Annotated in this window: 26 protein-coding genes; 2 read left to right on the top strand and 24 right to left on the bottom strand. The window is 37.1% G+C overall.

Annotated features, from left to right (window positions below; all coding sequences use genetic code 11):
• Window positions 1-14: 14 nt before the first annotated feature.
• The 4 genes from nikC to HWV59_RS22215 all read right to left on the bottom strand — a co-directional run bounded on the left by nikC (window position 15) and on the right by HWV59_RS22215 (window position 3,756).
• Window positions 15-860 carry a nickel transporter permease gene (nikC, locus tag HWV59_RS22230; protein ID WP_175640302.1) on the bottom strand — a complete coding sequence of 282 codons (846 nt, stop codon included), beginning with the start codon at window positions 858-860 and terminating at the stop codon, window positions 15-17.
• Complete coding sequence (nikB, locus tag HWV59_RS22225) at window positions 860-1,804, bottom strand: nickel ABC transporter permease (RefSeq protein WP_175640301.1); 945 nt, start codon at window positions 1,802-1,804, stop codon at window positions 860-862. Before nikB ends, nikC begins: the two co-directional genes overlap by 1 nt.
• Entirely contained in the window at window positions 1,805-3,289 is a 1,485-nt protein-coding gene (gene nikA, locus HWV59_RS22220; protein WP_407941662.1) for a nickel ABC transporter substrate-binding protein, read from the bottom strand.
• A 278-nt stretch (window positions 3,290-3,567) separates the two neighbouring features.
• Complete coding sequence (locus HWV59_RS22215; protein ID WP_175640300.1) at window positions 3,568-3,756, bottom strand: hypothetical protein; 189 nt, start codon at window positions 3,754-3,756, stop codon at window positions 3,568-3,570.
• Between the two features lie 528 nt (window positions 3,757-4,284).
• Between HWV59_RS22215 and rpsN the strand changes: the two genes are divergently transcribed.
• Window positions 4,285-4,554: a 30S ribosomal protein S14 gene (gene rpsN, locus HWV59_RS22210; RefSeq protein ID WP_175640299.1), complete on the top strand. Its 270-nt coding sequence runs from the start codon at window positions 4,285-4,287 to the stop codon at window positions 4,552-4,554.
• A 173-nt stretch (window positions 4,555-4,727) separates the two neighbouring features.
• On the opposite strand, the gene HWV59_RS22205 is transcribed toward rpsN, so the two are convergent.
• Window positions 4,728-6,056: a hemolysin family protein gene (locus HWV59_RS22205; RefSeq protein WP_235991869.1), complete on the bottom strand. Its 1,329-nt coding sequence runs from the start codon at window positions 6,054-6,056 to the stop codon at window positions 4,728-4,730.
• Window positions 6,057-6,339: 283 nt separating this feature from the next.
• Complete coding sequence (locus tag HWV59_RS22200) at window positions 6,340-6,894, bottom strand: tyrosine-type recombinase/integrase (RefSeq protein ID WP_102230922.1); 555 nt, start codon at window positions 6,892-6,894, stop codon at window positions 6,340-6,342.
• A gap of 561 nt (window positions 6,895-7,455) precedes the next feature.
• On the opposite strand from HWV59_RS22200, the gene HWV59_RS22195 reads away from it, so the two are divergent.
• Entirely contained in the window at window positions 7,456-8,028 is a 573-nt protein-coding gene (locus HWV59_RS22195; RefSeq protein WP_175640298.1) for a hypothetical protein, read from the top strand.
• Between the two features lie 76 nt (window positions 8,029-8,104).
• Here the strand turns inward: HWV59_RS22195 and HWV59_RS22190 are convergent, their stop codons facing one another.
• From HWV59_RS22190 to fliS, 18 genes are all read right to left on the bottom strand, one after another.
• Window positions 8,105-9,280, bottom strand: a complete 1,176-nt coding sequence (locus tag HWV59_RS22190; protein WP_175640297.1) for a PDZ domain-containing protein — start codon at window positions 9,278-9,280, stop codon at window positions 8,105-8,107.
• Between the two features lie 81 nt (window positions 9,281-9,361).
• The gene (locus HWV59_RS22185) at window positions 9,362-9,709 is read right to left on the bottom strand and encodes a swarming motility protein SwrAA (RefSeq protein ID WP_102230917.1); all 348 of its coding nucleotides are present in this window, start codon (window positions 9,707-9,709) and stop codon (window positions 9,362-9,364) included.
• A gap of 203 nt (window positions 9,710-9,912) precedes the next feature.
• The gene (locus HWV59_RS22180; RefSeq protein ID WP_175640296.1) at window positions 9,913-11,373 is read right to left on the bottom strand and encodes a S41 family peptidase; all 1,461 of its coding nucleotides are present in this window, start codon (window positions 11,371-11,373) and stop codon (window positions 9,913-9,915) included.
• A 663-nt stretch (window positions 11,374-12,036) separates the two neighbouring features.
• Window positions 12,037-13,395, bottom strand: a complete 1,359-nt coding sequence (locus tag HWV59_RS27445; protein ID WP_175640295.1) for a murein hydrolase activator EnvC family protein — start codon at window positions 13,393-13,395, stop codon at window positions 12,037-12,039.
• A 79-nt stretch (window positions 13,396-13,474) separates the two neighbouring features.
• Window positions 13,475-14,365: a permease-like cell division protein FtsX gene (gene ftsX, locus HWV59_RS22170; protein WP_102230914.1), complete on the bottom strand. Its 891-nt coding sequence runs from the start codon at window positions 14,363-14,365 to the stop codon at window positions 13,475-13,477.
• Window positions 14,358-15,044 (bottom strand): cell division ATP-binding protein FtsE, encoded by a 687-nt coding sequence (ftsE, locus tag HWV59_RS22165; protein ID WP_102230913.1) that lies wholly within the window; start codon window positions 15,042-15,044, stop codon window positions 14,358-14,360. The genes ftsX and ftsE overlap by 8 nt, the downstream gene beginning before the upstream one ends.
• 288 nt (window positions 15,045-15,332) lie before the next feature.
• On the bottom strand, window positions 15,333-15,668 hold the full coding sequence (gene cccB, locus HWV59_RS22160) for a cytochrome c551 (protein WP_175640294.1): 336 nt from the start codon (window positions 15,666-15,668) through the stop codon (window positions 15,333-15,335).
• 53 nt (window positions 15,669-15,721) lie between these two features.
• Complete coding sequence (locus tag HWV59_RS22155; RefSeq protein WP_175640729.1) at window positions 15,722-16,579, bottom strand: YitT family protein; 858 nt, start codon at window positions 16,577-16,579, stop codon at window positions 15,722-15,724.
• Window positions 16,580-16,802: 223 nt separating this feature from the next.
• Entirely contained in the window at window positions 16,803-17,084 is a 282-nt protein-coding gene (locus HWV59_RS22150) for a hypothetical protein (RefSeq protein WP_175640293.1), read from the bottom strand.
• 119 nt (window positions 17,085-17,203) lie between these two features.
• Window positions 17,204-18,305 (bottom strand): peptide chain release factor 2 gene (gene prfB / locus HWV59_RS22145; protein WP_102230910.1). Its coding sequence is split into 2 segments (ribosomal slippage): window positions 17,204-18,232 and window positions 18,234-18,305, totalling 1,101 coding nucleotides; the frame shifts between segments, so codons are not numbered across the junction.
• Between the two features lie 309 nt (window positions 18,306-18,614).
• Window positions 18,615-21,125 carry a preprotein translocase subunit SecA gene (gene secA, locus HWV59_RS22140; RefSeq protein ID WP_175640292.1) on the bottom strand — a complete coding sequence of 837 codons (2,511 nt, stop codon included), beginning with the start codon at window positions 21,123-21,125 and terminating at the stop codon, window positions 18,615-18,617.
• A gap of 151 nt (window positions 21,126-21,276) precedes the next feature.
• Window positions 21,277-21,873, bottom strand: coding sequence for a CBO0543 family protein (locus HWV59_RS22135; protein ID WP_235991868.1), 597 nt, complete (start codon window positions 21,871-21,873; stop codon window positions 21,277-21,279).
• A gap of 100 nt (window positions 21,874-21,973) precedes the next feature.
• A complete protein-coding gene (gene rbsK, locus HWV59_RS22130) occupies window positions 21,974-22,867 on the bottom strand; it encodes a ribokinase (protein WP_175640291.1) in 894 nt (297 codons plus the stop codon).
• Between the two features lie 52 nt (window positions 22,868-22,919).
• Entirely contained in the window at window positions 22,920-23,474 is a 555-nt protein-coding gene (gene hpf / locus HWV59_RS22125; protein WP_175640290.1) for a ribosome hibernation-promoting factor, HPF/YfiA family, read from the bottom strand.
• A 326-nt stretch (window positions 23,475-23,800) separates the two neighbouring features.
• Complete coding sequence (locus HWV59_RS22120) at window positions 23,801-24,022, bottom strand: hypothetical protein (RefSeq protein WP_175640289.1); 222 nt, start codon at window positions 24,020-24,022, stop codon at window positions 23,801-23,803.
• Between the two features lie 120 nt (window positions 24,023-24,142).
• Window positions 24,143-24,526, bottom strand: a complete 384-nt coding sequence (locus HWV59_RS22115) for a hypothetical protein (RefSeq protein ID WP_175640288.1) — start codon at window positions 24,524-24,526, stop codon at window positions 24,143-24,145.
• A 9-nt stretch (window positions 24,527-24,535) separates the two neighbouring features.
• Entirely contained in the window at window positions 24,536-24,889 is a 354-nt protein-coding gene (locus HWV59_RS22110) for a hypothetical protein (protein WP_102230904.1), read from the bottom strand.
• Window positions 24,889-25,290 (bottom strand): flagellar export chaperone FliS, encoded by a 402-nt coding sequence (fliS, locus tag HWV59_RS22105; protein WP_102230903.1) that lies wholly within the window; start codon window positions 25,288-25,290, stop codon window positions 24,889-24,891. Before fliS ends, HWV59_RS22110 begins: the two co-directional genes overlap by 1 nt.
• Window positions 25,291-25,296 lie beyond the last annotated feature (6 nt).

Below are 25,296 nucleotides of genomic sequence, written 5' to 3'. Positions count from 1 at the left end.
ATCGATAATATCACTTACCGCACCTCTTTCTTCACATCAAAAATATCTCGTAAATAATCTCCCAGCATATTTGTTAACAGCACAACCAGAACAATCGCCAAACCAGGATAGACCATTAACTCAGGTCTTGATTGAAAATAAGAACGAGAATCGTTTAACATCGCACCCCACTCAGGAGTTGGCGGCTGTACACCAAGTCCAATATACGAGAAGGCAGATATAAGTAAAATAATCTTCCCTAAGTCAAGGCTGGCTAAGACCAGAACATGACCAACAATATGGGGAAGCAAATGCTTTCGCATAATTTTCCATGAGGAAAGTCCGTTAATTTTCGCGATTAAAACATATTCCTTCTGAGATTCCGACAATACTGTACTTCTTACTAATCGAGCATAACTAACCCATTTAACAAAAACGATAGCAAGAACCAGGTTTCCAATTCCAGGCCCAAGAAGACCACTTAATACAATCGCGACAATCGTATCTGGAAAGGATAAAAACCCATCAGCAATACGCATAAAAATCTTATCAACTATTCCTCGTTTGTACCCTGAAATAAGACCAAAAGGCACACCGATGATGAGCGCAACAACAAGTGCCAGTAGACTATACCCAATGGTCTGCTGTCCACCCAGCAATAACCTTGTCAATACATCCCGGCCAAGTTGATCTGTACCAAGCGGATGCTGAAGACTCATTCCGAGAAGCCGTCCATCCAGATTTGTTAAAAACGGATCATGATTTAAGTATAGAAATGTATAGATCATTACGCCTAACATCATGATGATGGCCAAAATTAGCACGATCATTTTCCAACTGTATTGTTTCACTTTCAGTAACCGTAATGACATTGCTTTCATCAGTTGGTCTCTCTTTCTTTTAATTTCATTTCAGGATTTAAATAGCGGTACGATAAATCTACACATGTATTTACAATAAAAACGATAATAGCCATAATTAAAATATATCCTTGGATAATCGGATAATCCCGCTGACGAATGGCATCGATCACCAGCTTCCCGATTCCCGGATAGGCGAATAATACCTCAATAACGACGACCCCACCGATTAGACTTCCTAAACTAACCCCAAACACTGTAATAACAGGTGGGAGACTATGGCGAAAAGCATGCAGCACAAAAATACGTTTTTTTGACAATCCACGCGCTCTTGCTGATCGTACAAATTCCTGACTCAATGAATCTAGTAAACTTGAACGAAGTAAACGAACATAAACACTTGAAATAGCTAATCCAAGTGTTAACGAAGGTAAAACCACTGATGAGAATCCATCCCTTCCCATTGTAGGGAACCAGCTAAACCGAACGCCAAATAAATCAATTAAGATTAAACCTAGCCAAAAGCTTGGTACAGCAGCACCAAGAATCGATAAAGTACGACTTACTTGATCAATCCAGCTATTGCGATAAAGAGCAGATAGCGAGCCTAATGGGATCGCAACAGCCAGCATGACAACTAACGAACCTAATGATAATTCAATTGTGGCTGGAAGACTTTGCAAAAACATGTCCATAACAGGTTGACCTGTGACATGGGATGTTCCTAAATCCAATTGGATAAACTTCATCAACCAAAGTCCATATTGAGTAAGCAAGGGCTTATTAAAGCCCATGTCTTCTCTCAATTCCTCCACCTGCTCCTGACTAACGGATAACTCATCAACATTTAAAATCGTTAAGACAGGATCACCAGGTGCAAGTCGGACAAATAAAAAACTAACAAATGTAAGAAACAACATAAAAGTGAGTACTTCAAAAAATTTCCCTGCAATGATTCGAAGCATTTACTTCACATCCAATTTATTTGTGATCATGTAATATTCACTACGTGTCGTAACCCAATTTTTCACCTTGTTTTCGTTAAAGGCAACAATTGTAGAAGGATGTAAAACAAACGAGTTAATCACATTTTCGTGAACATAATTAGCTGCCTGCTCTGCAAGCACAGCTCGATCCTCCTGGTTTACTGTTTGGTTTAGTTTATCAATAATTCTTGTTAACTCAGGCTCCTCGGCACCACTAAAGTTAAGAGCACCAGTTGGGTGATAAGTGGCATTTAAATAATAGCCCGCATCGCCACGAGGAGCTGTTAAATTACTATATGTAGCCAAGTCCCAATCACGATTTGACGCCATATATTCTTCCGGAATATCAATCTGACGAATTTCCACATTAATTCCAATTTGTTTTGCATCTGATTGGAATACTTGAGCAATTAAAGGTAAATCTGCTCGTGCACTGTAGGTTAGTAGAGTAAAGATAAGTTGCTCCCCGTCTTTTTGCATTTTTCCATCTTTAAGTGTATAGCCCGCATCCTCCAAATACTTAACAGCTGCTTCTTTACTAGCTGTTTCACTTTGTTCATAAGATGGAGCAAACGGTAATGAAGGAGCAAATGGACCAACAGCAGGCTCTGCATAACCTAATAGAATCGTATCCACAATCTTTTGGCGATCGATCAGTGCGTCAACGGCACGGCGGACATTCACATCCTGAAGGCTTTTGCGCTCCATATTCATCGTCATTTGATGAACTCGGAACGTCTCTGTTGCTTCCACTTTCATGCCATCCTGTGCGCTTAAAGAGTCTATGCTTTCAACCTCTGGACGATACACAATATCAACTTCCCCTGATTTAAGAGCAAGTGACCTGGCATTTGCATCCTCATTAAACGCGAATGTGACAGAATCAAGATTTGAAGGTCCGTCCCAATAATCATCATATCGCTCAAGCTCAAGCTTACTTCCCGGTTCAAATGACGTTAAAGCAAACGGTCCTGTACCGACAGGATGATTGATCATATCGGCCTCTGATACGTCTATGATAGATACATTTGGGTTTACAAGTTCAGATATGAACTCCGGAAAAGGCTGCATTGTTGTGATATGTAATGTATATCCCTCTGCTTCAATGCTGTCGATTTTCAATGCATTTTGAATCGCAACACTTTCTTTAAGAGCGCGTTCAAGAGAGGCTTTTACTGCATTAGCGTCCATCTCTTTTCCATTGTGAAAGGTAACTCCTTCACGTAGATTAATTGTCCAATGAACTCCATCTTCACCACTCCAATCCTTCGCAAGCCAAGGAGCAACGGTTAAATTCTCTTCATCTAACCTTACTAACGTTTCCGTTATCCCTGCTCTTAGTGGAACATAACTTGTGTCAACATGTGGATCAAGAGAATTCGTTGAAAAATTATAAAGAAAACTGATATGCTTACTATCTTCTTTTTGAGTGCTATTACTTGTGTCAGCACAAGCTGTTAACATACTTGCAATAATCATTAAGACAATAAGCTTCATCATCAATCCACTTTTGGACCATTTTCTCCTTCTTAATAATTTCATGATAATACCCCTTTTCAAAATCGTAATAATTACGTTTTAAATATTATCGTAATAATTACGATTTATCAAGTCTTATTATCTATTTATAGAAATTTATCAAGATGTGGGACTAGTATTTAAATAAAACGAATGTAAAAAAGGCTTTTATAAGCTTAGGAATTCGTTACTGAATTGAATAGTGAGAACTATGTTACCTTATTTCATGAGTTTCCTTCAAACAGTTCATCTTCTCTCTCCTCTTCTAATGCATGACGATACTCCCTTTCTAAATCACTTAAACAAAGCTCGCATAATGGTTTAGTACCTTTTACATGTTTATTGTATTTAGAAAGTTCCAGAAGTAGAAACTTCTTTCTTTTCACAATAGCTTCACGAAGCTTTTTCCCCAATGTTATTCCCCCTTATACACGGTCTTCTTTCAATGAAGCATTTACACCTTCTTAATCATTATGTATTTCGAGCTCAAACCATTCCCTCTTTAGCTATTCTTTATCCAATCCTCTCTGTAAGAGATATTAAGTTCATTCCAGAATATCTATAGTCAGTTATCTGTGAATATGATGTCATATACTTCGAGCCCAATGTGTTACATTTCCCGGGAAAGTTCGACACAGATTGATAACAAAGTGTGCGGCTGGAATACCTCTGCCAACTACCACGATGGATGGTGTTGGTTCACTTAGGTTCAAAAGTTCTTCACTAAAGGTATTGCTAAGATAAGAGCAAATGTTTATCGATTTCTCCTTAGCGATCCTTATGAAAAGATCTTCAACTTCATGTAAAAAACATGTCATCATTTCTAAAATAAAAATATGCCTATTTGCATTTTACTGAAAAAAAGGATAAAATAACTCATAAATCGTAATTATTACGTTTTAAATTGATTCATATATTCTAATCTAAGGAGTTGTTTTCAAGTGGCGAAAAAGTCGAAAATTGTTAAAGAAAGAAAACGCCAGGAAATGGTTAAAAAATACGCAGAAATTCGAAAAGAGTTACTAGAAAAAGGTGACTATGAAGCATTAAGAAATTTGCCAAGAGATTCCGCTCCTACTCGATTGCATAACAGGTGTGAAATTACTGGGAGACCTAGAGGATATCTAAGAAAGTTTAAAATGTCCCGTATTGCTTTCCGGGAATTAGCTCATAAAGGCCAGCTTCCTGGAGTCAAAAAATCAAGCTGGTAACAGTGTAGCTATATAGTAATCAGGATTACTTCAGTATCATGAGAAAAACTTAGGAACACTACAAACTGTTTTAAATGAATAGAGGAAAAAATGAGAGAGGATATGATCCAAAATCATGCCAGAAAAAAGTAAAAACAATTGGCAGACAAATCAAATTCGTCTACCAATCGTTTTTATTGTTGTACTACCTCTTCTTTATTCTCGACCTTTGAAATCATTATTTTATCGACTCTAAACTGATCCATGTCGATGACTTCCAGTTTTAAATCTTTTACTTGTACAGTATCTGTGACTTTCGGTATATCCCCGATTTGATTTGTAATAAACCCACCTAATGTGTGAAATGATGATTTATTACTCAATTGAATGGAGATGTCCTCTAAATCAAAATATTTAATAAATGCATTAAAAGAAACAAATCCATCTGCTAACCATGTTTCTTCATCTCTTTTAATAATTTGAGGGTCTATTTCATCTTCGTCAGGCATGTCACCGACGATATTTTCTACAATATCATGAAGGGTAACAAATCCTTCAATTCCACCGTATTCGTCTATAACCATTGCTTGATGCTGACCGGACGTCTTTAAGCTTTCCAGCGATTGAAATACTTTCATCGATTCCGGCAAAACAAGGGCTTGTTCAATACATTCTTCTAAACGAAATTCTTTCCCTTGCATAACTTTAGAAAAAACATCTTTTGTATGTATGATTCCTTCAAAGCTGTCCAAGCTTCCTTTTCCAACAGGAAACTTTGAATAAGGACTTTCTGTCATGATTTTGATATTTTCTTCAAATGAATCTTCTAAATCGAGCCAAACAAGTTTTGTTCTTGGAGTTAAGATGTTTCCTAAGTGCTTGTCTCCCAAATCAAAAATTTGCTCAACCATATCCTGCTCTATTTCTTCCAAAACTCCACTATAAACACCTTGTTCAATTAGTTGAGTAATTTCTTCTTCTGTCACTTCTGGTTCATCGTTCGGTTTGATTCTCAGTAATTTCAGTACGATTTCTGTAGATTTACTTAAAAACCAAATGAGCGGTCTTCCAACTTTAGAAAAATAATACATTGGCTTAGCAACGATAAGAGCTACTTTCTCAGGATTTCCCATTCCAATCCTTTTTGGAACTAACTCACCTATGATTAATGATAAGTATGTGGAGAGTCCGACAACTACGGCAAAACTCAACGTGTCACTAAAAGGTGCAAGTAGCTCAACTTTTTCAACATAAACAGATAACTGTCCAGCTATTGTTGCACCACCAAATGCCCCCGTAATAACACCGATTAACGTAATCCCAATTTGAATCGTTGACAATAACTGATTCGGATCTTCAGCTAATTTTAAGGCGAAACCTGCACGCGAGTCACCTTCTTCTTTCCGTTTTTCAAGTCTATTTTTTTTGGAGGTTACAATCGAAATCTCCGTCATAGCAAATATACCATTTGCTACTATAAGAATTAAAACAATCAAAATGGAAACCAATATACTACTGTCCAAAAAATCTTCACCGTTCCTTATTTTTATAGTAGAAAATTTTAGGTCTATACTGTACCTAATCGTTATTATTATATCATATGATTCAGAAGAAACTGGTAGCTTTCCCCAGATTTACTTCGTATACAGTATAGAGGAAATTGCTATAACTATTTCTATAGTCAAACTCTAATTGTCTATACCCTCTAAGGTGATAATTAAAAACATAATCCCCATGCTAAATTTAATTTCAGTTATTACATTTTTGATTAGTACTCACAATTACTCATTTCCCGATCAAAAATAGTTATAAATTAACATCTATTTTAATTAATTTTTCATCATTCTTATCAATTCCTAAATAGCGTAATGTTTCAGCAGGAGAATGGTGATTATAAATAGACATTAATAACGAAATCGCAATTCCTTTACGATAAGCATGGTACCCAAATGTTTTTCGAAGTGTATGAGTTCCTACTTTTTCTACAACTCCTACTTCCTTTGCCGCGTTATGAATAATCCGATATGCTTGTTGTCGTGTTATAGGTTTGAGATCTTTCTTAGACTTAAAAAGGAAATCCTCATCCTTATAATCATCTTTGGCTAAATAAATTTCTATTTCACTTTTTACTGACCTATTTATATAATATGCTTTCTCTTGATCCTCTTTAATATAAAGAAATTCCCTTACCTTTTCTCCATCCCAAACATCCCCTACTTTTAAAGCTAGTAAATCGCTAATTCTTATACCTGTATTAATCCCCAATACAAAAAGCAATAAATCCCTTTGTGAATGGTTTTTCAATTTTTCCTTAATTGCATTAATTTTTTCAATGTCTTTTATAGGGTCGACATATTCCACAGGAATTTCCTCCTTATTTCTTAACACGTGCTTTTTTGCCTTACTCTGTTACCCATCATACCTAATTATTTTTATTTCAGAAAGTCTAAAAAATTTTGGATTGGAGGGATTATATGAAAAGCGATTTAAATAACTATGAAAAGCCTTACTCTATTAAATGCTGTTACTATTTAAAATTTTTCCTATTCAGGATTGGTTCCTCAATTATTCATGAGCGTTTCTCTTGTTTTCATATAACACAACACACAGTATAATTATTATCAATTTAGTAAATTTTTTGCATTGTTAAATATAAGCAATATTTATTATTTAATTATTTCTGAGTAATATTTACGCATTTTAATTTAGCTATTTCAACATTTTAGATGTTTGCTATTTTATTTGCACCTTACCCTCTACAATATTTTTCTATATATAAATGGGGGTGACTATCATATTTTTTAAGATTACTTTGTACTAGACTGATAAAATTGATCAACTTTTCACAAAAAACACTCCCCTTTTTTTACCATTATGATATTATACAAAAGGAAAAATTAACTTCTTTGGGGGAAATAAAACATGAATAAGCTATTATTAATATTTTTTGCAATACTTATTGCAACTATGTTAGGAGCATGCAGTAATAATACTGCAACTGATGAAGAGGAAGTAAAAGAGGTCGTATCTAAGGAAATTAAGGAAAACACCACTGGAGATACCCATGCAGAAGATCAAATAAATAAATCATCTGAAGCATTAGAAGTAGCATCAACAGAGTCTGGTGATGTATATGAAGCATCTGAGGGAGAACTCATTACTCAGCAAAAGGTTGAAGATTTATCAGAGGTTCTTACTTATTTTGAAAACTTCGGATATACTGTTGAAATTATAAATGATATGCAAGCAGATATGGTAGATGCAAAGAAAGGAGTCAGAGCAAGAATTAACGGTACTGATCTAGAATTTTATGAGTATGATCCAAATAATCCTAAAGCAGCAGAAACAATGAAACGCATTAATGAAACAGGTAGATTGTTAGATCAATCATCAGTAATTCTAAATGGTAACTTCTTGATGTTTAACTACAAATATCATCCTGATAAAGAGGCCCTTATAGGCATCTTTCAATCAATTAACTCAGATATAGAATAATAGTTAACAAAGGCAAAAATAGGGTGTAAGAATAAATTAATATTCTTACACCCTTTGAAATTTTAAAAATTCACAATTAAACCGCTTCATCTTCCCATTTCTTATGATCTTGTACAAACAAAATCCCTAATTCATGGTGCTCGCCATCATATAATGCCCGCTGTGCAAAGCGGATTTCCCCGTTAATATCAACCACTTCCAGCTTGCAGAAGGCTCGATTTTTTTGAAGTGCTTGATAAAACTCATCAACAGTGTGAACAGAATATCCATTCACCTTCATGATCATTTCGCCTACCACGAGATTCATTCTTTCGGCTGGTGAATGCGGCAGGATGCCTAATACCATTAAGCCCTGATCTCGCTTCGAGAAATAAAAGGCAGCAGAAACATCATTAATTCGTTGGCGAATGGTAATGAATTCACGACCTAGCATTGCAACAATGACAGCCATAATTGCAAGTGGTGTCCACCAAATACTACCTATCGCCAATACTAAAGTAAGTACACCAAGCCATACAACTCGGAGTCCCGTAACCTTTATGCTCTCCTGTGGCAATGAACCTTGAACCCGTTGACTAAACCCTAAGAAAAAGGGGATCACCAGCAGCAAGAACGGTTCACCGTTAATCGATAACATCGGCCACCAAGCAAGTGTTGAAGTCAGATCTCCACCTGGTACAAGAAGAAGGAGCGGCAGCATCCATGTTCGATTTGCCTGATGGAAACCGATCGGCAATCCTCTTGTACTTGTTTTTAAAGAAGGAGATGTTTTCTGATGTGCTGTTCGCATGACTAAGATTCCTTCAGCTATTACCAATACCCCTGCTAAAATACTAAGAGAAGCAAGGCTTGTCCCGGAAAAGCCCACAAAAAATGAGTCAAATCGTTCCGGAATAAACGCAACTGCCAATAAGGTTAGCCCAATAGTAAAAGCGGCAGACAACCACCTTAGCTGGAGCGTAAAGCTCAAAAGCGCTGTTATGATGGCTAGAATAACGACTGTTCCAAACGGAAGGCTCAGGCCAAGCGCGAAAATAAAGACTGACACAAACAGTCCCATCAAAAGTCCCTTTGTATACGTAAACTTCATTTCATCATATAAATCCTGAACACGAATGTGAAACGAATTTCGTTCACGCTTCACACGAAGCATACCGTAAAAAAGTGAAATGAGGAAAAATAAATAAAAGAGCGGATGGATAAAAAAGCGACCAATTGCCCACAGCAACTCTAGTAACCAATTTTCAATCAAAACAGAATCCCACCTTACTGTTTCTACCCGTTTCTACTAGGTTACTCATATTTTACCACCTCAAGGTGTAATTGAGTATGCTTATTTTAAGTTCTCCCACAGACTGCTGTTTGAAAGAGAAAAATCATTAAAGCTATGAACTTCTTCCATACCTAGTAAATCGACAATCACTTTCATCGATTTTTTAATATCGCTTAGAGAAAGTGACAATCGTTTATGATTTTGCAGTAAATATTGAAAAAAATCTTTTACACAGTCCTCGTCAATTTGTTCGACCTTCTTAATTTGAGTGTAGTTTGCAACATACATACTAAAAAGCCGAATTGGCTTACTTGGGCTCGAATGAAACGGCTGTGCCGAACTGCTTTCGGTTAACTGTGAAAAAATCTCCTGATATACCTGCTCCTTTTGAAAGCTTGAATTTCTCATTTATAAAACCTCCCAAATTTGCCCGATTACGACGAAAATCAATCTATTTATATAGGTTCGGAAACATTCGGGATTTTACGTCCTTACATGAAAAAAACTTGGCTTCTCGCCAAGTCCTAATGGAGAAAGCCTTAGTTTTTTATACTATCATCCTTAAAATCATAAAAATAAGAACTGACTGCTGTCAGTTCTTATTTTCATCCTTATTTAAAGAGAGCTTTAATCGCCATTTTCAGTTGTACATCATTTTCTTCTTTTCCTCTTTGCTCAATTACTTTTTGATTAAGAGTATTAGCTGTTTGCTGATCAATTTTCCCGCTAATCGGAAGCTCGTTTGTTTGTTGGAATGCTTTGACAGCTGTTTCTGTTCCTTTACTGAAGTACCCGTCTTCTCGTTCCGGCTCAAAGCCTAATCCTTTTAAAGCAACTTGTGCTGTTTTGACTTGTTCATTGTTCATATCCGGTACTAATGTTTTTTCAATCTGAAGCGGACTTGCCTGATACAATTCCGGCTGCTCCACTTTAATTGTCGGCTCTACTCCTTTTTTGTGAATCCAATTACCTTCTGGTGTGAGCCATTTATAAAGCGTTAATTTAATATTACTTCCATCTCCCATCGGTACCGCCTGCTGAACTGTTCCTTTTCCAAAAGAAGTTACACCAACAATGTCATAACCTGAAGCTTCTTTTAGAGCACCGGCAAGGATTTCAGAAGCTGAAGCACTTCCTTTATCAATTAAGACTGTTACCGGATAGTCTTTTTGCTTAGAAAGTTTTGAGAAGTAACGTTTTTTATCTCCGTTTCGTTCTTCAATTTGAATGTATGGATGATCTTTTGTCACAAACTGTTTTAAAATTTCCTCAACACTTTGTAAATATCCGCCCGGATTTCCACGTACATCTAAAACTAATCCTTCAATCTTTTCTTTTTCAAGCTTGGATAATGTGTTTTTGAAATCTTCTGCAGTGTTTTCCGAGAAGGACGTTACCTCAATATATCCGACCTTTTTACCTTGATAATCTTTCGTCGAGCTAAACACTGTTTCAAGTGGAATTTCATCACGAACAACATCAAAGGTTAACTTTTCCTTTGAATTTGGGCGAAGCACCTCAATGGCTACCTTCGTTCCCTTTTTGCCGCGAATTTTTAAAACGGTCTCATGAAGATCTAAGCCTTCAACATTTTCTCCGTTAATACTAATAATTTGATCATTTGGCTGCAGACCTGCTTTTTCCGCCGGCGAACCTTTAAAAGGAGACACAATCGTCACCTTGCCATCGCTCATCCCAACCTCTGCACCGATTCCTTCGAAGGATGAATCAAGTGCTTGAGAGAACTGCTTGGCTGTTTCTTTATCCATATACACAGAGTAAGGATCATCTAATGTAGAAAGCATCCCCTGTATTGCACCTTCTAATAGCTCTTCCTGATCCACTTCCTCTACATATTTTGTTGAAATTAATTCAAGTGCCTGCTGAAACTTTTCAAATCCTTCAATTTCTGTTGCTTGTTCTTCTTCTGCTTGAAACACATTTCCGAAGGTCGGAACTGCTTCTACCTCTTGTGGAGGTTTGGTTTGTGTTAATTCCAATCCTACATACATACCACCTGCGCCAACAATTAAGGCTAGGGTCATTAACAGTGCTGTGATTTTCTGATTCATCGTTTACCTCCTATTTCCAACGTCGCCAGGTTATGTCATACCGTTTTTATTTAGACTATCTTAGTATATGACAAGCTTGGCCAAATCATGTAAGGCAATGTTGGAAGTGGCGATTATGTGGATTTTCGTTGTAAAGTAGTGGTATATAACACTTTATGATGTAGATAAATTGACTTAGAGGTTATGAAGTGCGTTTCTCTTTTGGATTTCTTTTGGTTTGTCTTTCATTCCCTTTATGAAAGACGTTTCCTCTTTGATTTTCATTTCTTTTGTCTTTCATCCCCTCTATGAACGACGTTTCCTCTTTGATTTTCATTTCTTTTGTCTTTCATCCCTTCTATGAAAGACGTTTTTCCTTGTCTCTCACTTCTTTTGTCTTTCATCTCCTCTATGAAAGACATTTCTCCTTTGTTTCTTACTTCTTTTGTCTTTCATCCCCTCTATGAAAGACGTTTTTCCTTGTCTCTCACTTCTTTTGTCTTTCATCCACTCTATGAAAGACGTTTCTCCTTTGTTTCTCACTTCTTTTGTCTTTCATATATTAAAAAAACAAACCTTCCTTTAAACTATTATTCATTTTATCCTTTCTCACAAGAGTGTCATTTTTTAACACAAAAAACCTCCTAAAACTAAGTGTTTTAGGAGGTTTTGATCCGGGTATATTTATTGTAAATAGTTTAAAGGATTTACAGAACTAGAAGACCCATTCCATGCACCTTTATGAATTTCAAAGTGTAAGTGTTGTCCTGTTGAACGGCCTGTATTTCCCATGATTCCAATTTGTTGGCCTTTTGATACAGATTGTCCTGCACTTACCATAAGTCTTTCTTGGTGAGCGTAGACAGTTGTAAAGACTTGTCCATTTATTCTATGTGAGATGTATACAACATTTCCGAAGCTTGAGGAATAGTTTGCTCGTATAACTGTTCCGCTCGCTGCTGCAACAATTGGTACATCCGCACTGTTGGCAATATCAATACCGCCATGCAGTTTTCTTCCGCCTGTTACTGGATGCTCACGGTAGCCATAGCCTGAAGTGAATGTTCCAGATGCTGGCCACATGAATGATCCACCCGTTACTGCTGGTTTTTCAGACGATGCTGAACTACTGCTGCTTGAGCTTGATGATGATGAAGATGAGCTAGATGAACTAGAACTAGAATTAGAACTAGATTTAGCTTTTGCTTTAGCCGCAGCTGCTGCGGCAGCCGCTGCTTCTGCTTGTCTTTCTGCTTCCGCTGCTGCTCGTGCTGCTTCTTCTTGTTGGCGTTTTTCTTCTGCTTCAATTGCACTTTTTTGTTCAGCTAAGAAAGCTGCTTCATCTTCTAATTCATGTATTTCATGTAGAGCATCATCATGTTTCTGCATAACTTGTGACATTAATTCTTCTTTTTTCTTCTTTTGAACAGCTAACTCTTTTTTAAGAGTTTCTAAGTTTGTTAAAGCTGTCTCTAAATCTTTCAGCTTGCTATTTAGATCTGCCTCTGATTGCTCTAAAAGCTTTTTATCTGCTTCATGGGCTTTAAGAATTTCACGATCTGCCTCGACAATCGTTGTTACGGCATTAACACGGCCAACTAAGTCTCCAAAATCCTGAGCACCTAAAAGCACATCTAAATAACTAACCATGCCGCCTGTTTCCTGAAGTGCTCGTGCTCGATCTTCAAGCAGCTTATTACGCTCTTCAATACGTGCCTTTACTTCGGCAATCTTTACTTTTAACGCTTCGATTTCCTTTTGTGTTTCTTTTATTTTTTCTTCCTGCTCCCGAATTTTCCCATTTGTTTCAGAAAATTGTGTGTCAATCTTTTGTATTTCAGAATCAATATTTGCTTGCTGACCCTTAAGTTCATTAACTTCGCTCTCTTTTTCACTTAAGCTTGATGACACATCTGATTGCTTATTTTCAATCTCCTGTTTTTTCTGCTGTAATGATTCTGCAAGAGCGAGGTTATTTGGAAGTAACAACCCGCTTGTCCCAATTACAGCAGCCAAGCTATACGCAACTAGCTTTCTTTTCATTATTCATCCTCCCCCATGTTTTGTAAATCTCTAGGAATATGAGTAAAAACTAGTAAACTAGCAATAAAAAATTGCTAGTTTACACCTTTAAGAATTTACGAACAGACATTAAGCTTCCCCAAACACCGATTAAAGCACCAATCAACAATAGAATTGCCGAAATTTGATATACAAACGGACTAAATGGTAATACTTCAATAAATGAGCCTTGAAGCTTAGGAAGTGCCCATGTATATAATGATTGGTAACTGATACAAATTAATACGATTGGAACAACTGCACCAAGTACACCTAATAATAAACCTTCAAGGAAAAATGGCCAGCGAATAAAACCGTTTGTTGCCCCTACTAATTTCATAATTTCAATTTCACGCTTGCGGGCAATAATTGTAATTTTTATTGTATTTGAAATTAAGAACATAGCAGTGAAAATTAATCCGATAATCAATCCGATCCCGATATTTCGTGCAACAGAGATCGCGTTGAATAATTTATCAACCTGATCTTGTCCATAACGAACTTTTGATGCATATTCTAATTTTTCGATTTTCTTTGCTACAGCATCTGTATCACGCGGATTCTTTGCTTTTACAACGAATACATCATTTAAAGGGTTATTTTGCTCAAATAACTCAAATGACTGTCCTTCGTCTCCCAAGCTTTCAACTAAGTTATCCAACTCTTGTTCCTTAGGTGAGAAAACAATTGAATCTACTTGACTTATTTTTTCAATTTCACTTTTTAATGTTTGCTGTGCTTTTTCATCAGCCGTTACATCAATTAAAACGCGAATCTCCACGTCTTTTTCAAGATTATCTGCAACATGATTCAGGTTCATCATAATCACAAGGAATGTACCAACTAAAATTAACGTGACCGTTACTGCACTAACGGAGGCAAATGTCATCCATGTGTTTCTTGCTAAACTTTTTAAGCTTTCACGAAAATGACGTCCAAGAGAATTAATCATAAATACCGTACTCCCCTCTTGCTTCGTCACGCACAATTTTCCCATCTTCAACAGCAATAACACGTTTTTTCAATGTATTTACAATCTCTTTATTATGAGTTGCCATCACAATGGTTGTGCCACGATTATTAATTTCCTCAAAAAGATTCATAATCTCCCAGGAAGTATCAGGGTCAAGGTTTCCTGTTGGCTCATCCGCGATCATAACTGCCGGATTATTGACAATGGAACGAGCGATAGAAACACGTTGCTGTTCCCCACCTGATAATTCATCAGGGAAAAACCTTGCTTTATGTTTAAGCTGAACTAAATCTAAAACATCTAGTACTCTCTTTTTTATCGTTTTTGGGTTTTCACCAATAACCTCTAATGCAAACGCAACATTTTCAAAGACTGTTAGTTTTGTTAGAAGTTTAAAATCCTGGAAAACCACACCGATTTGACGTCTTAACATCGGAACCTTTGATTCTTTCAAAGTTGAAAGATCAACACCATTAATGACGATTTTCCCACTAGAAGGCTTTTCCTCACGGTACATCATTTTTACAAATGTTGATTTCCCTGCACCACTCGGTCCAACCACATATACGAATTCACCTTGATTAATCATAATATCTATACCATTTATAGCTAACACACCATTTGGATATGTTTTATATACTTCTGACATTTCAATCATATATAAACCACCTAAAGTTGTTTTTTAATACAATGTCAATCTATGTCGATAAATGTCGACAAAATAGACATAGTAACGCCTTGTCTTAAAATACAAAATTAATTATACCATCAAATTTCGGCAAATATAGACTAAATTATATTACATTTTTGTTTCATCTGTGTGAAGAAGCGTCGAAATGTTGATATATAAGGGATTTTCTGCAAATATATTGGGATAATGTAACAAACATTTAACGTAGGAAATGAAAAAGATAACCTTTTGAGGCTATCTCTTTTGCTTCTCATTTTATTTTTTTTCAGCTAACCATGCCGCTACAACTTCTGCATCTGCATCTTCTAATAATCCTTTTGGCATAGCACCTTGTCCATTAATAATGATGCTTTTAATTTCTTCTTCACTGTATTTAGCGCCAACTTCTTGTAAATTTGGACCTGATCCACCTTCAAGTTCACGTCCATGACAGCCGATACAGCTTTGTTGCACAATTTCCTCCGCACTCCCGGCTGTTTCAGTTGTAGTAGAACCGCCTTCACTTGCTTCATCTTCCGGTTCTTCCGCACCACCACAAGCACTTAGCACAAGAGCTGAACCGAATAATAATGCCATTAACCTTTTTTTCATCATTGCCACTCCCTGCATGGTAAAAATTCCAATCCAAGGATATTATAACCTAACTATACTCGTTTGAAACCCTCACCCAGCACCTCTGAGGCATCAGTAACCGTTACAAAAGCATGTGGATCGATATGTCTGACCACTTGTTTCAATTTTGTGAATTCGGTTTGGTCAACCACACACATTAACACAGGGCGTTCATTGTTTGTGAACCCCCCATGGGCTGCAAGTCTTGTCACACCACGATCGATTTCATGGAGAATTGCATCTTGAACTTCCTGCTGTTTATTGGTAATAATCATTGTCATTTTTGAACGTCCCCATCCAATTTGAACAATATCAATTGTTTTGCTTGTCACATATAAACCAATTAATGCATAAAGTCCTCTTTCAATATCAAACACAAAAGCGGCTGACAACACAATTAACCCATCGATTAACGCCACACATGTACCGAGCGATAACCCTGTAAACTTATGAATAATCTGTGCCGCGAGATCAGTTCCTCCTGTAGAAGCTTTTCCACGGAACACAATGCCAAGACCAAGTCCGATACAAATACCTCCAAAGAGTGATCCTAGTAGTGGATCCATTGTGGCCGGCTCCCAATTTCTTGTCATGTACACGACGAAGGGAACGAATATGGTCCCAATCAACGTTTTAAATCCAAATTGTTTTCCTAGAAACACGACACCTGCAATAAAGAGAGGGATATTAAAAGCCCATTGCACATATGCCGGTTCAAAACCAAATGTTGCATCAAGAATCGTACTGATTCCACTGACTCCGCCAGAAGCTACACGATTTGGCAGCAAAAATAAATTAAATCCGATTGCAACAAATGCAGAACCAACTAGTATGTATATATACTCCAGGAATTTCTCAAATTTAGGATTATCGATGTTTCTTCTTTTCATGTTCAAACCATTTTCCTCCTAATTCACATAGCGACTTATCCAAGAAGAGTATAGCATCGGTGCTTTTCTATGTGAATAACAGCTAGATAACGTGGTAATGGGGTAAAGTTATGTATAGTGTTGGCAGAAATGGAGATTTTACACGGGGGAAAGGTAAGGGAATTTGTTTTTGGGAAAAATAAAAAACGCGCTTGTTTGCGACGTTATAAAAGTTGAAGATCAGTTATTTATTCTCGCGATTTTCGAGGATGAAAAGTCGTTTATCGTTTTGTGTAATTCGGTTGTTTAAATAGTGGAAATCATCATCTGTTTTTTTGTTTATGAGCTTTAATAAAGCGACCACATCTTCTGTTTGAGATGTTTCAATTCGATTTACTGTTCCTTTAATATCAACTACATCGGATTTTACATCTTTCATATCTTTTTGGAGAGTATTCATATCTTTTTGTAGATCATTTATATTCTTTTGCACCTCTAATAAAACATTAAGTATTTGTTTCTCCATATCCTTTCACCTCCATTAATTTTTTCCCTTAATCAACTATTATTATGACATGTTTTTATTCATTTGAAAAATACCCAAAATAGAAAAATCACACTGGTTTCCGTGTGATTTTTCTATTTTTATGAAAGCTTTGAACGAAGGAAAGCATCAATAAATGGATCCAGCTCTCCATCCATAACCGCATGGACGTTACCGATTTCAGTGTTTGTACGGTGGTCTTTAACCATTGAGTATGGGTGGAACACGTAGGAACGGATTTGGCTTCCCCAGCCGATATCCTTTTGTTCACCACGGATTTCCGCAAGCTCTGCTTCCTGCTCTTCAATACGCTTTTGATAGAGCTTTGCTTGAAGCATTTTCATGGCACGTTCACGGTTTTTAATTTGGGAACGCTCTGTTTGACATGTCACAACAATGTTTGTTGGTGTATGTGTGATACGAACGGCAGAGTCAGTTGTGTTGATATGCTGTCCACCAGCTCCACTTGCACGGTACGTATCAATTTTCAAATCCTCTGTGCGGATTTCAATGTCGATTTCTTCATTAAATTCAGGCATGACTTCACAGGAAACGAAGGATGTATGACGACGGCCTGATGAGTCGAATGGAGAAATACGGACTAAACGGTGTACCCCTTTTTCTGCTTTTAAATAGCCATATGCGTTATGACCTTTTATAAGAAGGGTAACACTCTTTATTCCCGCTTCATCACCTGGTAAGTAATCAAGTGTCTCAACCTTAAAGCCTTTTTTCTCTGCCCAACGAGTGTACATACGAAGAAGCATGGAACCCCAGTCCTGTGACTCGGTACCACCTGCACCCGGATGGAGCTCCAGGATTGCGTTATTTTTATCATGTTGTTCGCTTAATAATAGTTGAAGCTCAAAGTCGTTTAGTTGTGAGACGAGCTCTTTCATTTCAGATACAAGTTCACCTTGTAGATCTTCGTCTTCCTCTTCTTTGACGAGTTCGTATGTTAATTGAAGGTTTTCATATGATTCGTTTAGGTTGTGGAATTGGTCCACCATTTCTTTTAGTGCATTTGTTTCGTTAATAACAGCTTGAGCAGCGTTTTGGTTATCCCAGAAGTCAGGGGCTGTCATTTGTGCTTCTAGTTGTTGGATTCGAGCTTCTTTGATATCGAGGTCAAAGAGACCCCCTAAAGTCCGCTAATCGTTTAGCTGTTTTTTCAAGTTCCTGGCGAATTTCTACTAGTTCCATTTTGTTCACTCCGTTTATAAAATATGTTTCCTAAAAATTGGCCGTTGATTTCCGCTGTAGGTGTTCGCTTTCCGCGGGCGTGTTCGGGAGCCTCCCGGCGCTTTGCACTGCATGAGTCTCCCTTCAATCGCACTCCCGCAGGAGTCTCACACCTTCCGCTCCAATCAACTAATTGCTATATACATAGTAACTCTTGAAATAATTTATAACTACTTTAAACTCGCAAACAAGAGAGAGGTGATCTACTTATCAACCTCTCTCTTCTGTAATAATTGTTTATTATATCCTGTAACAGCTGTGAAATGCTAGTTATTGTCCGCAGCAGTTTTTATATTTTTTTCCGCTTCCGCAAATACAAGGTTCGTTTCGGCCGATTTCGACTACTTTACGGGTTGGTTTCTTTTTCGGCGCTTCGTCTCCCTCTTTTGGGTGTACAGCTGTTTGGCCTTGTGCAACTTCTTGACGTTCTAGGTTGTTGCGGATTTGGGCTTTCATAATGTATTTTGCTACATCTTCTTCTATTGAAGCGACCATGTTTTCAAACATTGCGAAGCCTTCCATTTGGTACTCGCGTAATGGATCGTTTTGGCCGTAGGCACGTAAATGGATACCTTGACGAAGCTGTTCCATTGCATCGATATGATCCATCCACTTCGTATCAACTGCACGAAGAAGAATAACTTTTTCGAATTCGCGCATTTGCTCTTGACCGAAATCTTCTTCCTTCGTGTCATAGTGTGCATGTGCTTTGTTATAGATAAGCTCAGCGATTTCTTCCGGTTCTTTACCGCGAATATCACCAATTTTTAGCTCATCCTCTTGAAGAATGTTGGCATTCATAAAATCAAGAATTCCCTCAAGATTCCAATCGTCCTCATCCTCAGTTTTAGGTGTGTACATGTCAACAGCACGCTCGATTGTGGATTTAAGCATTTTCTCAACAATTTCTCGAAGGTTGTCAGAATCAAGAACCTCAAAGCGTTGCTTATAAATAACTTCACGTTGCTGACGAAGAACATCGTCATATTGAAGAAGCTGTTTACGTGCATCAAAGTTATTACCTTCTACACGTTTTTGTGCTGATTCAACCGCGCGTGAGACGATTTTACTTTGAATTGGCTGTGTATCATCCATACCAAGACGATCCATCATGTTCATCATGTTTTCAGAGCCGAAGCGACGCATTAATTCATCTTCCATTGAAAGATAGAATTGCGTAATACCCGGATCACCTTGACGACCTGAACGTCCACGAAGCTGGTTATCAATACGACGAGATTCATGACGCTCTGTACCAATAACAGCTAAGCCGCCAAGCTCACGAACACCTTCGCCAAGCTTGATATCTGTACCACGACCGGCCATATTTGTCGCAATTGTGACGGATCCGCGCTGACCTGCGTTTTCAATGATCTCTGCTTCTTTTTCATGGTTTTTCGCATTTAAAACATGATGAGGTACGCCTTTTTTCTTTAACAGCTGGGAAATTAATTCAGATGTTTCAACCGCAACTGTCCCTACTAGAATAGGCTGACCTAAATCATAGCGCTGCTTCACTTCTTCTACAACAGCACGGAATTTACCTTCCATTGAACGGTACACTAAGTCCGCTCTGTCATCACGGGCAATTGGCTTGTTCGTTGGAATAGCAACAACCTGCATGTTGTAAATATTACGGAACTCTTCTTCCTCTGTTTTCGCTGTACCTGTCATACCAGAAAGCTTTTTGTACATACGGAAGTAGTTTTGGAATGTAATTGTTGCTAGTGTCATACTTTCATTTTGAATTTCAAGACCTTCTTTTGCCTCGATCGCCTGGTGAAGTCCATCACTGTAACGACGTCCCTTCATTAAACGGCCTGTGAACGAGTCAACGATAACAACTTGTCCTTCTTCAACAACATAGTCGACATCATTTTGCATGACAAACTGTGCTTTTAACGCTTGGTTAATATGGTGAAGAAGTGCAACATGTGAAATATCATAAAGGTTTTCAATTCCGAACGCTTTTTCAGCCTTTGTGATACCATCCTCTGTCAGCTGAACTGCCTTTGTTTTTACATCATATGTGAAATCTTCTTCCTGCTTAAGTTGACGCACAAATCCATTTGCTTGAATATAAAGCTTTGTAGATTTTGCTGCCTGTCCCGAGATAATCAACGGAGTTCTCGCTTCATCGACTAAGATCGAGTCAACCTCATCGATTACGGCAAAATTAAGTGGACGCTGTACCATTTGTTCACGGTAAAGGACCATGTTATCACGTAAGTAATCGAAGCCTAATTCATTATTTGTGGAATACGTAACATCAGCTGCATAAGCTTCTCGCTTTTCATCTTTACTTAATGAATTTAAATTAAGCCCAACTGTTAAGCCTAAAAATTCAAATAGCTGTCCCATCTCATGAGCATCACGGCTTGCTAAGTATTCATTGACTGTAACAATATGTACACCTTCACCGGAAAGCGCATTTAAATAAACAGGCATTGTGGAAGTTAACGTTTTCCCTTCCCCTGTTTTCATCTCGGAAATATTTCCTTCATGTAGAGAAATACCCCCCATTAACTGTACCTTATAAGGATATAATCCCAATACACGCTTCGCTGCTTCACGAACAACAGCAAACGCCTCTATTAATAAATCATCAAGCGAAGCACCTTTCGCTACACGATCTTTAAATTCTTCTGTTTTCGCTCTTAACGCTTCATCAGATAAGCCGCTCATTTGACCGCTTAACGCATCAATTTGATTAGCCATCTTTTCATAACGATTTAAAGCACGTTTGTTAAAATCAAACACCTTATTCAAAATTCCAAGCATGTAATACGCTCCTCTGTATTTAGAGTGAAAGATCATTTACTACTCATTGTCTACCCTTTATTTTAGCACTATTTGGGATGTGGGACAACTGAACAGATGTCTAAGTAGGAAATTGGCTAAAACGATCAAAAAAAGCACCTTAAGAGTGCTTCTAGTGCGTTTCTTTCAATTCAGACTTAGAATGTAGATATATGAACACATTTGTTATTGCTCTGGAGATTAGAACAACAATTACATATAACAAAAAAATATATAAAAAATTGGCGCCATTTTTCAAATGAAAAAGGTGATGTGAAACGATTATTGGCTTAAATATAAATGATAAAAAAAGGATTAATCCAAGATTATAAAGATAAAAATTTTTCTTTTTATGTAATATCCATTGATACAAAAGTATAAATAGCACGGGTACTAAAGATGTATCAATTCCAACATGAATCGGTAAAAACGGAACTGCTTTATACGGATATTCAAAGAAATTGTATCTCGTCCCTATTGCATCCGTATAGACCATCCACACATGAATATTAAAACCATAGAAACCTAACAAAAATACTCTCTTTTTATCAATGAAAATATAAAGAACAATTAGTGGAATAATGATAAAGCTGACATTAACCCAAAATTGCCAAGTATCAAATGATGAATATTCAAACCAATAATCAATCCAGTCGTTTGAGACCTTTTCTTGCGTACTTTTTAACTCATGAAGCTGATCCAGTTGTTCTTGTGGGAGATTTACTTTCATACATCCACCTCTTAAATAGTTGGTCATTTTATTATTGGCAAATGTATGGAAATAAAATCTCTATTTTTAATTCTACAAAAAATAATTTTAGGCTTGATCTCTATGATTTTAGAAAAGAGTCAACTTCATCCTTTGTCGGCATCCCCGATTGAGCACCGAGTTTTGTGACAGAAAGTGCCGCTGCAGCATTTGCAAACTCACTGGCCTCAAGCAATGATAATCCTTTACTAAGAGATACGGCCAATGCTCCATTAAATGTATCCCCCGCTCCAGTAGAATCAACCGCCTCCACTTCATATCCGCTAATAAGCTGATCCTTGCCATCCTGGTGTAGCTGAATTCCTTTTGATCCCCTCGTGACAATGGATTTTGCTTTTAACTCTTCAGCTTCGTCCTGGGATAGGTTCGTACTAGCCAAAAGACTTTCTAATTCGTGTTCATTTGGCGTGATGTAGGTTGCTTGGAGTATTAAGTTTTCTGGCAGTTCCTGCATTGGTGCTGGATTTAGAATAACCGGAACCTTATGTTTTTGTGCTAATTCAGTTGCTTTGACAACACTGTCTAATGGGATTTCTAATTGTAGTAATAGAATATCGGCATTTGAGATCAGTTCTTCATGTTGAAGAACTAGTTGTGGTGTAAGTTTATGATTCGCGCCTGGAACAACGATGATACTGTTGTCTCCTTCTGATAAGGTAATGGATGCAACTCCAGTAGAAATAGCTGAAATGGTGTGGATGTAATCGGTATGTATGCCTTGAGTTTGCAAATGCTGCTTTAATTCGTTGCCAAAAGCATCATCTCCAACACAGCCAAGTAAGGTAACATCTCCTCCCAGTTTTGCAGCAGCTACCGCTTGATTGGCCCCTTTTCCACCTGGAACTGTGAAAAAATGTTCTCCTAGAATAGTCTCACCAACTTTTGGGATCGTGTTTGTCTGTGTAACAAGGTCCATGTTAATGCTGCCTATGACAAGGATGTTAGGTGTTTTCATTGTAAGTTGCCCCCTCAACGTCAAAACAGCGCCCTAAAGGCGCTGCTGCTTTTTATACATGTGGCTCAATTAAGCCGTATTTTCCATCTTTACGTTTATATACAACATTTGTTTTATTCGTTTTTGCATCTGTGTAAACGAAGAAACTATGTCCAAGCATGTCCATTTGAAGAATTGCTTCCTCACTGTCCATCGGCTTCAGATTAAATCGTTTTGTACGAACAACCTCTTCTGCTTCATCCACTTCATCCTGTGGTGCATCCTCAGGCTGGAAATTGCTAAACACAAACTTTGGAGTACCCTGCTCACGCAGCTTGCGATTCACTTTTGTTTTATGCTTACGAATTTGACGTTCTAATTTATTCACAACAAGATCGATTGCCGCGTACATATCCTGATGATTTTCCTCAGCACGCAGGACCAGATCTGTCATTGGGATTGTAACCTCTATTTTAGATTCCTGATCATTATAATACTTTAAGTTAACATTGACATTCGCGTCAACTGACTCCTCAAAGTATCTCTCAAGCTTACCAATTTTCTTTTCTGCATATTCTCTTAATGCTGGAGTTATTTCAATGTTTTCCCCTCGGACGTTATATCTCATGATTGAACTCCTCCTTTATGATAAAGCTATGTAGTACTACTTCTATACTTCCCTGCTTGTCTCCTGCATAAACTTGAAAAAAGTTTGTGAAATTTTGAAATAATTTGTAGAAGTTTGTATGGTTGGGTTAAGTTTGTGAAGGGGACGTTAAGGGTATGTAAATAGTTTATGATTCGCGGATTGATTAAATGAAAAAAACTCGCCAAATTTAAACGAGTTTTTAACTGGAATCATAAGGATTCCTTTCTGAAATTTTTTCTCTCTCTGGGTTATATTTGGTCTAGTGGCTAAAGGGGCAAACTTTAGAGGAAAGTGGTTTAGGTGAATCAAGATTGGTTTAGTTCACGAAGCTTTTTCTCATGTTGTAACGTTTTGACAGAAATAAAATCAACTGTTTCTTGTGTTTCGGTTAATTCAACGCGAAAACCGTCCATTTTTTTCTCCATTCTGTCTAATCGTCCTTCAAGTCGGTCAAATCTTTGATCCACTTTGTCTGAATGCAACTTTAAGGCATGTAGAATTTCCTTTAACATAGTTTCTTGTTCCATGACTGCACCTCCTTCACTATTTTTCAACATTATTATATCGAAATTTACATTGTTTTTCTAGATTATGTAGGCAAGCCTTTTCCTATCAACGAAATAAAAAAACTCGCCAATCGACGAGTATTAATGTGTAATATAAGGCTGCAATTGATTCTGAACAGATTCCTTCCAGGATAAATAAGCAGGAAACAATTGATTTTTTACAAAATCTTGATGAGCATCTAAGGATGTGAAAATCGATGACTCTTCATCTAAAGCTAAGATCACTCCATCAAACTTGTCCATCTCCTCAATAAGCTCACGTTCTTCCTGTAATACAGCATGAAGTGTCTTATGAGTGGAATCAACATGATAAAAAGCGGCTAAAATATCCTTAAAGATGCGATCCGCTTCAGTTAATTCAAAATTTGTGAAGCTTTGAATGACATAGTCAAAGCCTTCTTCAATGGTGTTTAAGAGATTGTTGTAAAAATGAATCATTTCATAGTGGTTGCCTGATAAGGTCATGTCTTTCACCTATTTTCGTTTATCGTAGAACATACCATCAGACACCGAAATATCTTGGTACGGATTGGCATACTGCTTAGTTGATGCACTTGTTTTCTTGAGAAGTACCATATCTTGTTGCACTTGAAATTTCAATTGATTCAGATTCTCTATTATTATTTTATTCCATATGACAATTTGCTTACCTAGTTGTTTTTCTTCTTCGTTTTGTGGTTTTTCATTTTCTTTTATAAACAGTTCTCGTTCTTCTAATAAGGACGTAATTTGCTCGATTATGTCCTCTCTGCGAGTTGGATCAACTTGTTTTTCAACTAGGTTAAGTAGTTTTTCAGTAATTCTGTGTATTTCATGAACAGAACTCACTAAGCTTGACCACCTTGTCCATGTTGTTTTTGACGATTCATTTGTACAACTTGTTTCCAAGTATCTCGAAATTCAACGGCATAGCCTTCTACCTCTTTCAAGATAGATTGGTCATTTTTAATATTTGCCTCTATTAATCGATGATTCATATATTCATACATCACTTCAAATTTTTTAGAGACTTCATAATCTTTATTTAAAGTAATCATTAACTCTGTAATAATTTTTTGAGCCTTTTGAATGTTTACATTTTTTTCTTCAATATTTGACTCCTGCATTGCTTTTGCTGCTTGTGAAATAAATTTAATACATCCATTATAAAGCATTAACGTAATTTCACCTGGCGCTGCTGTCGTAATTGCGTTTTGTTGATAGGTTGAATACGGATTATTGATAGCCACTTATAA

It is taken from the genome of Metabacillus schmidteae (assembly GCF_903166545.1).
In the GTDB taxonomy this organism is placed as follows: Bacteria; Bacillota; Bacilli; order Bacillales; family Bacillaceae; genus Metabacillus; species Metabacillus schmidteae.
The sequence above is the reverse complement of the archived record's forward strand: the minus strand, read 5'-3'. Positions and strand labels throughout refer to the sequence as shown.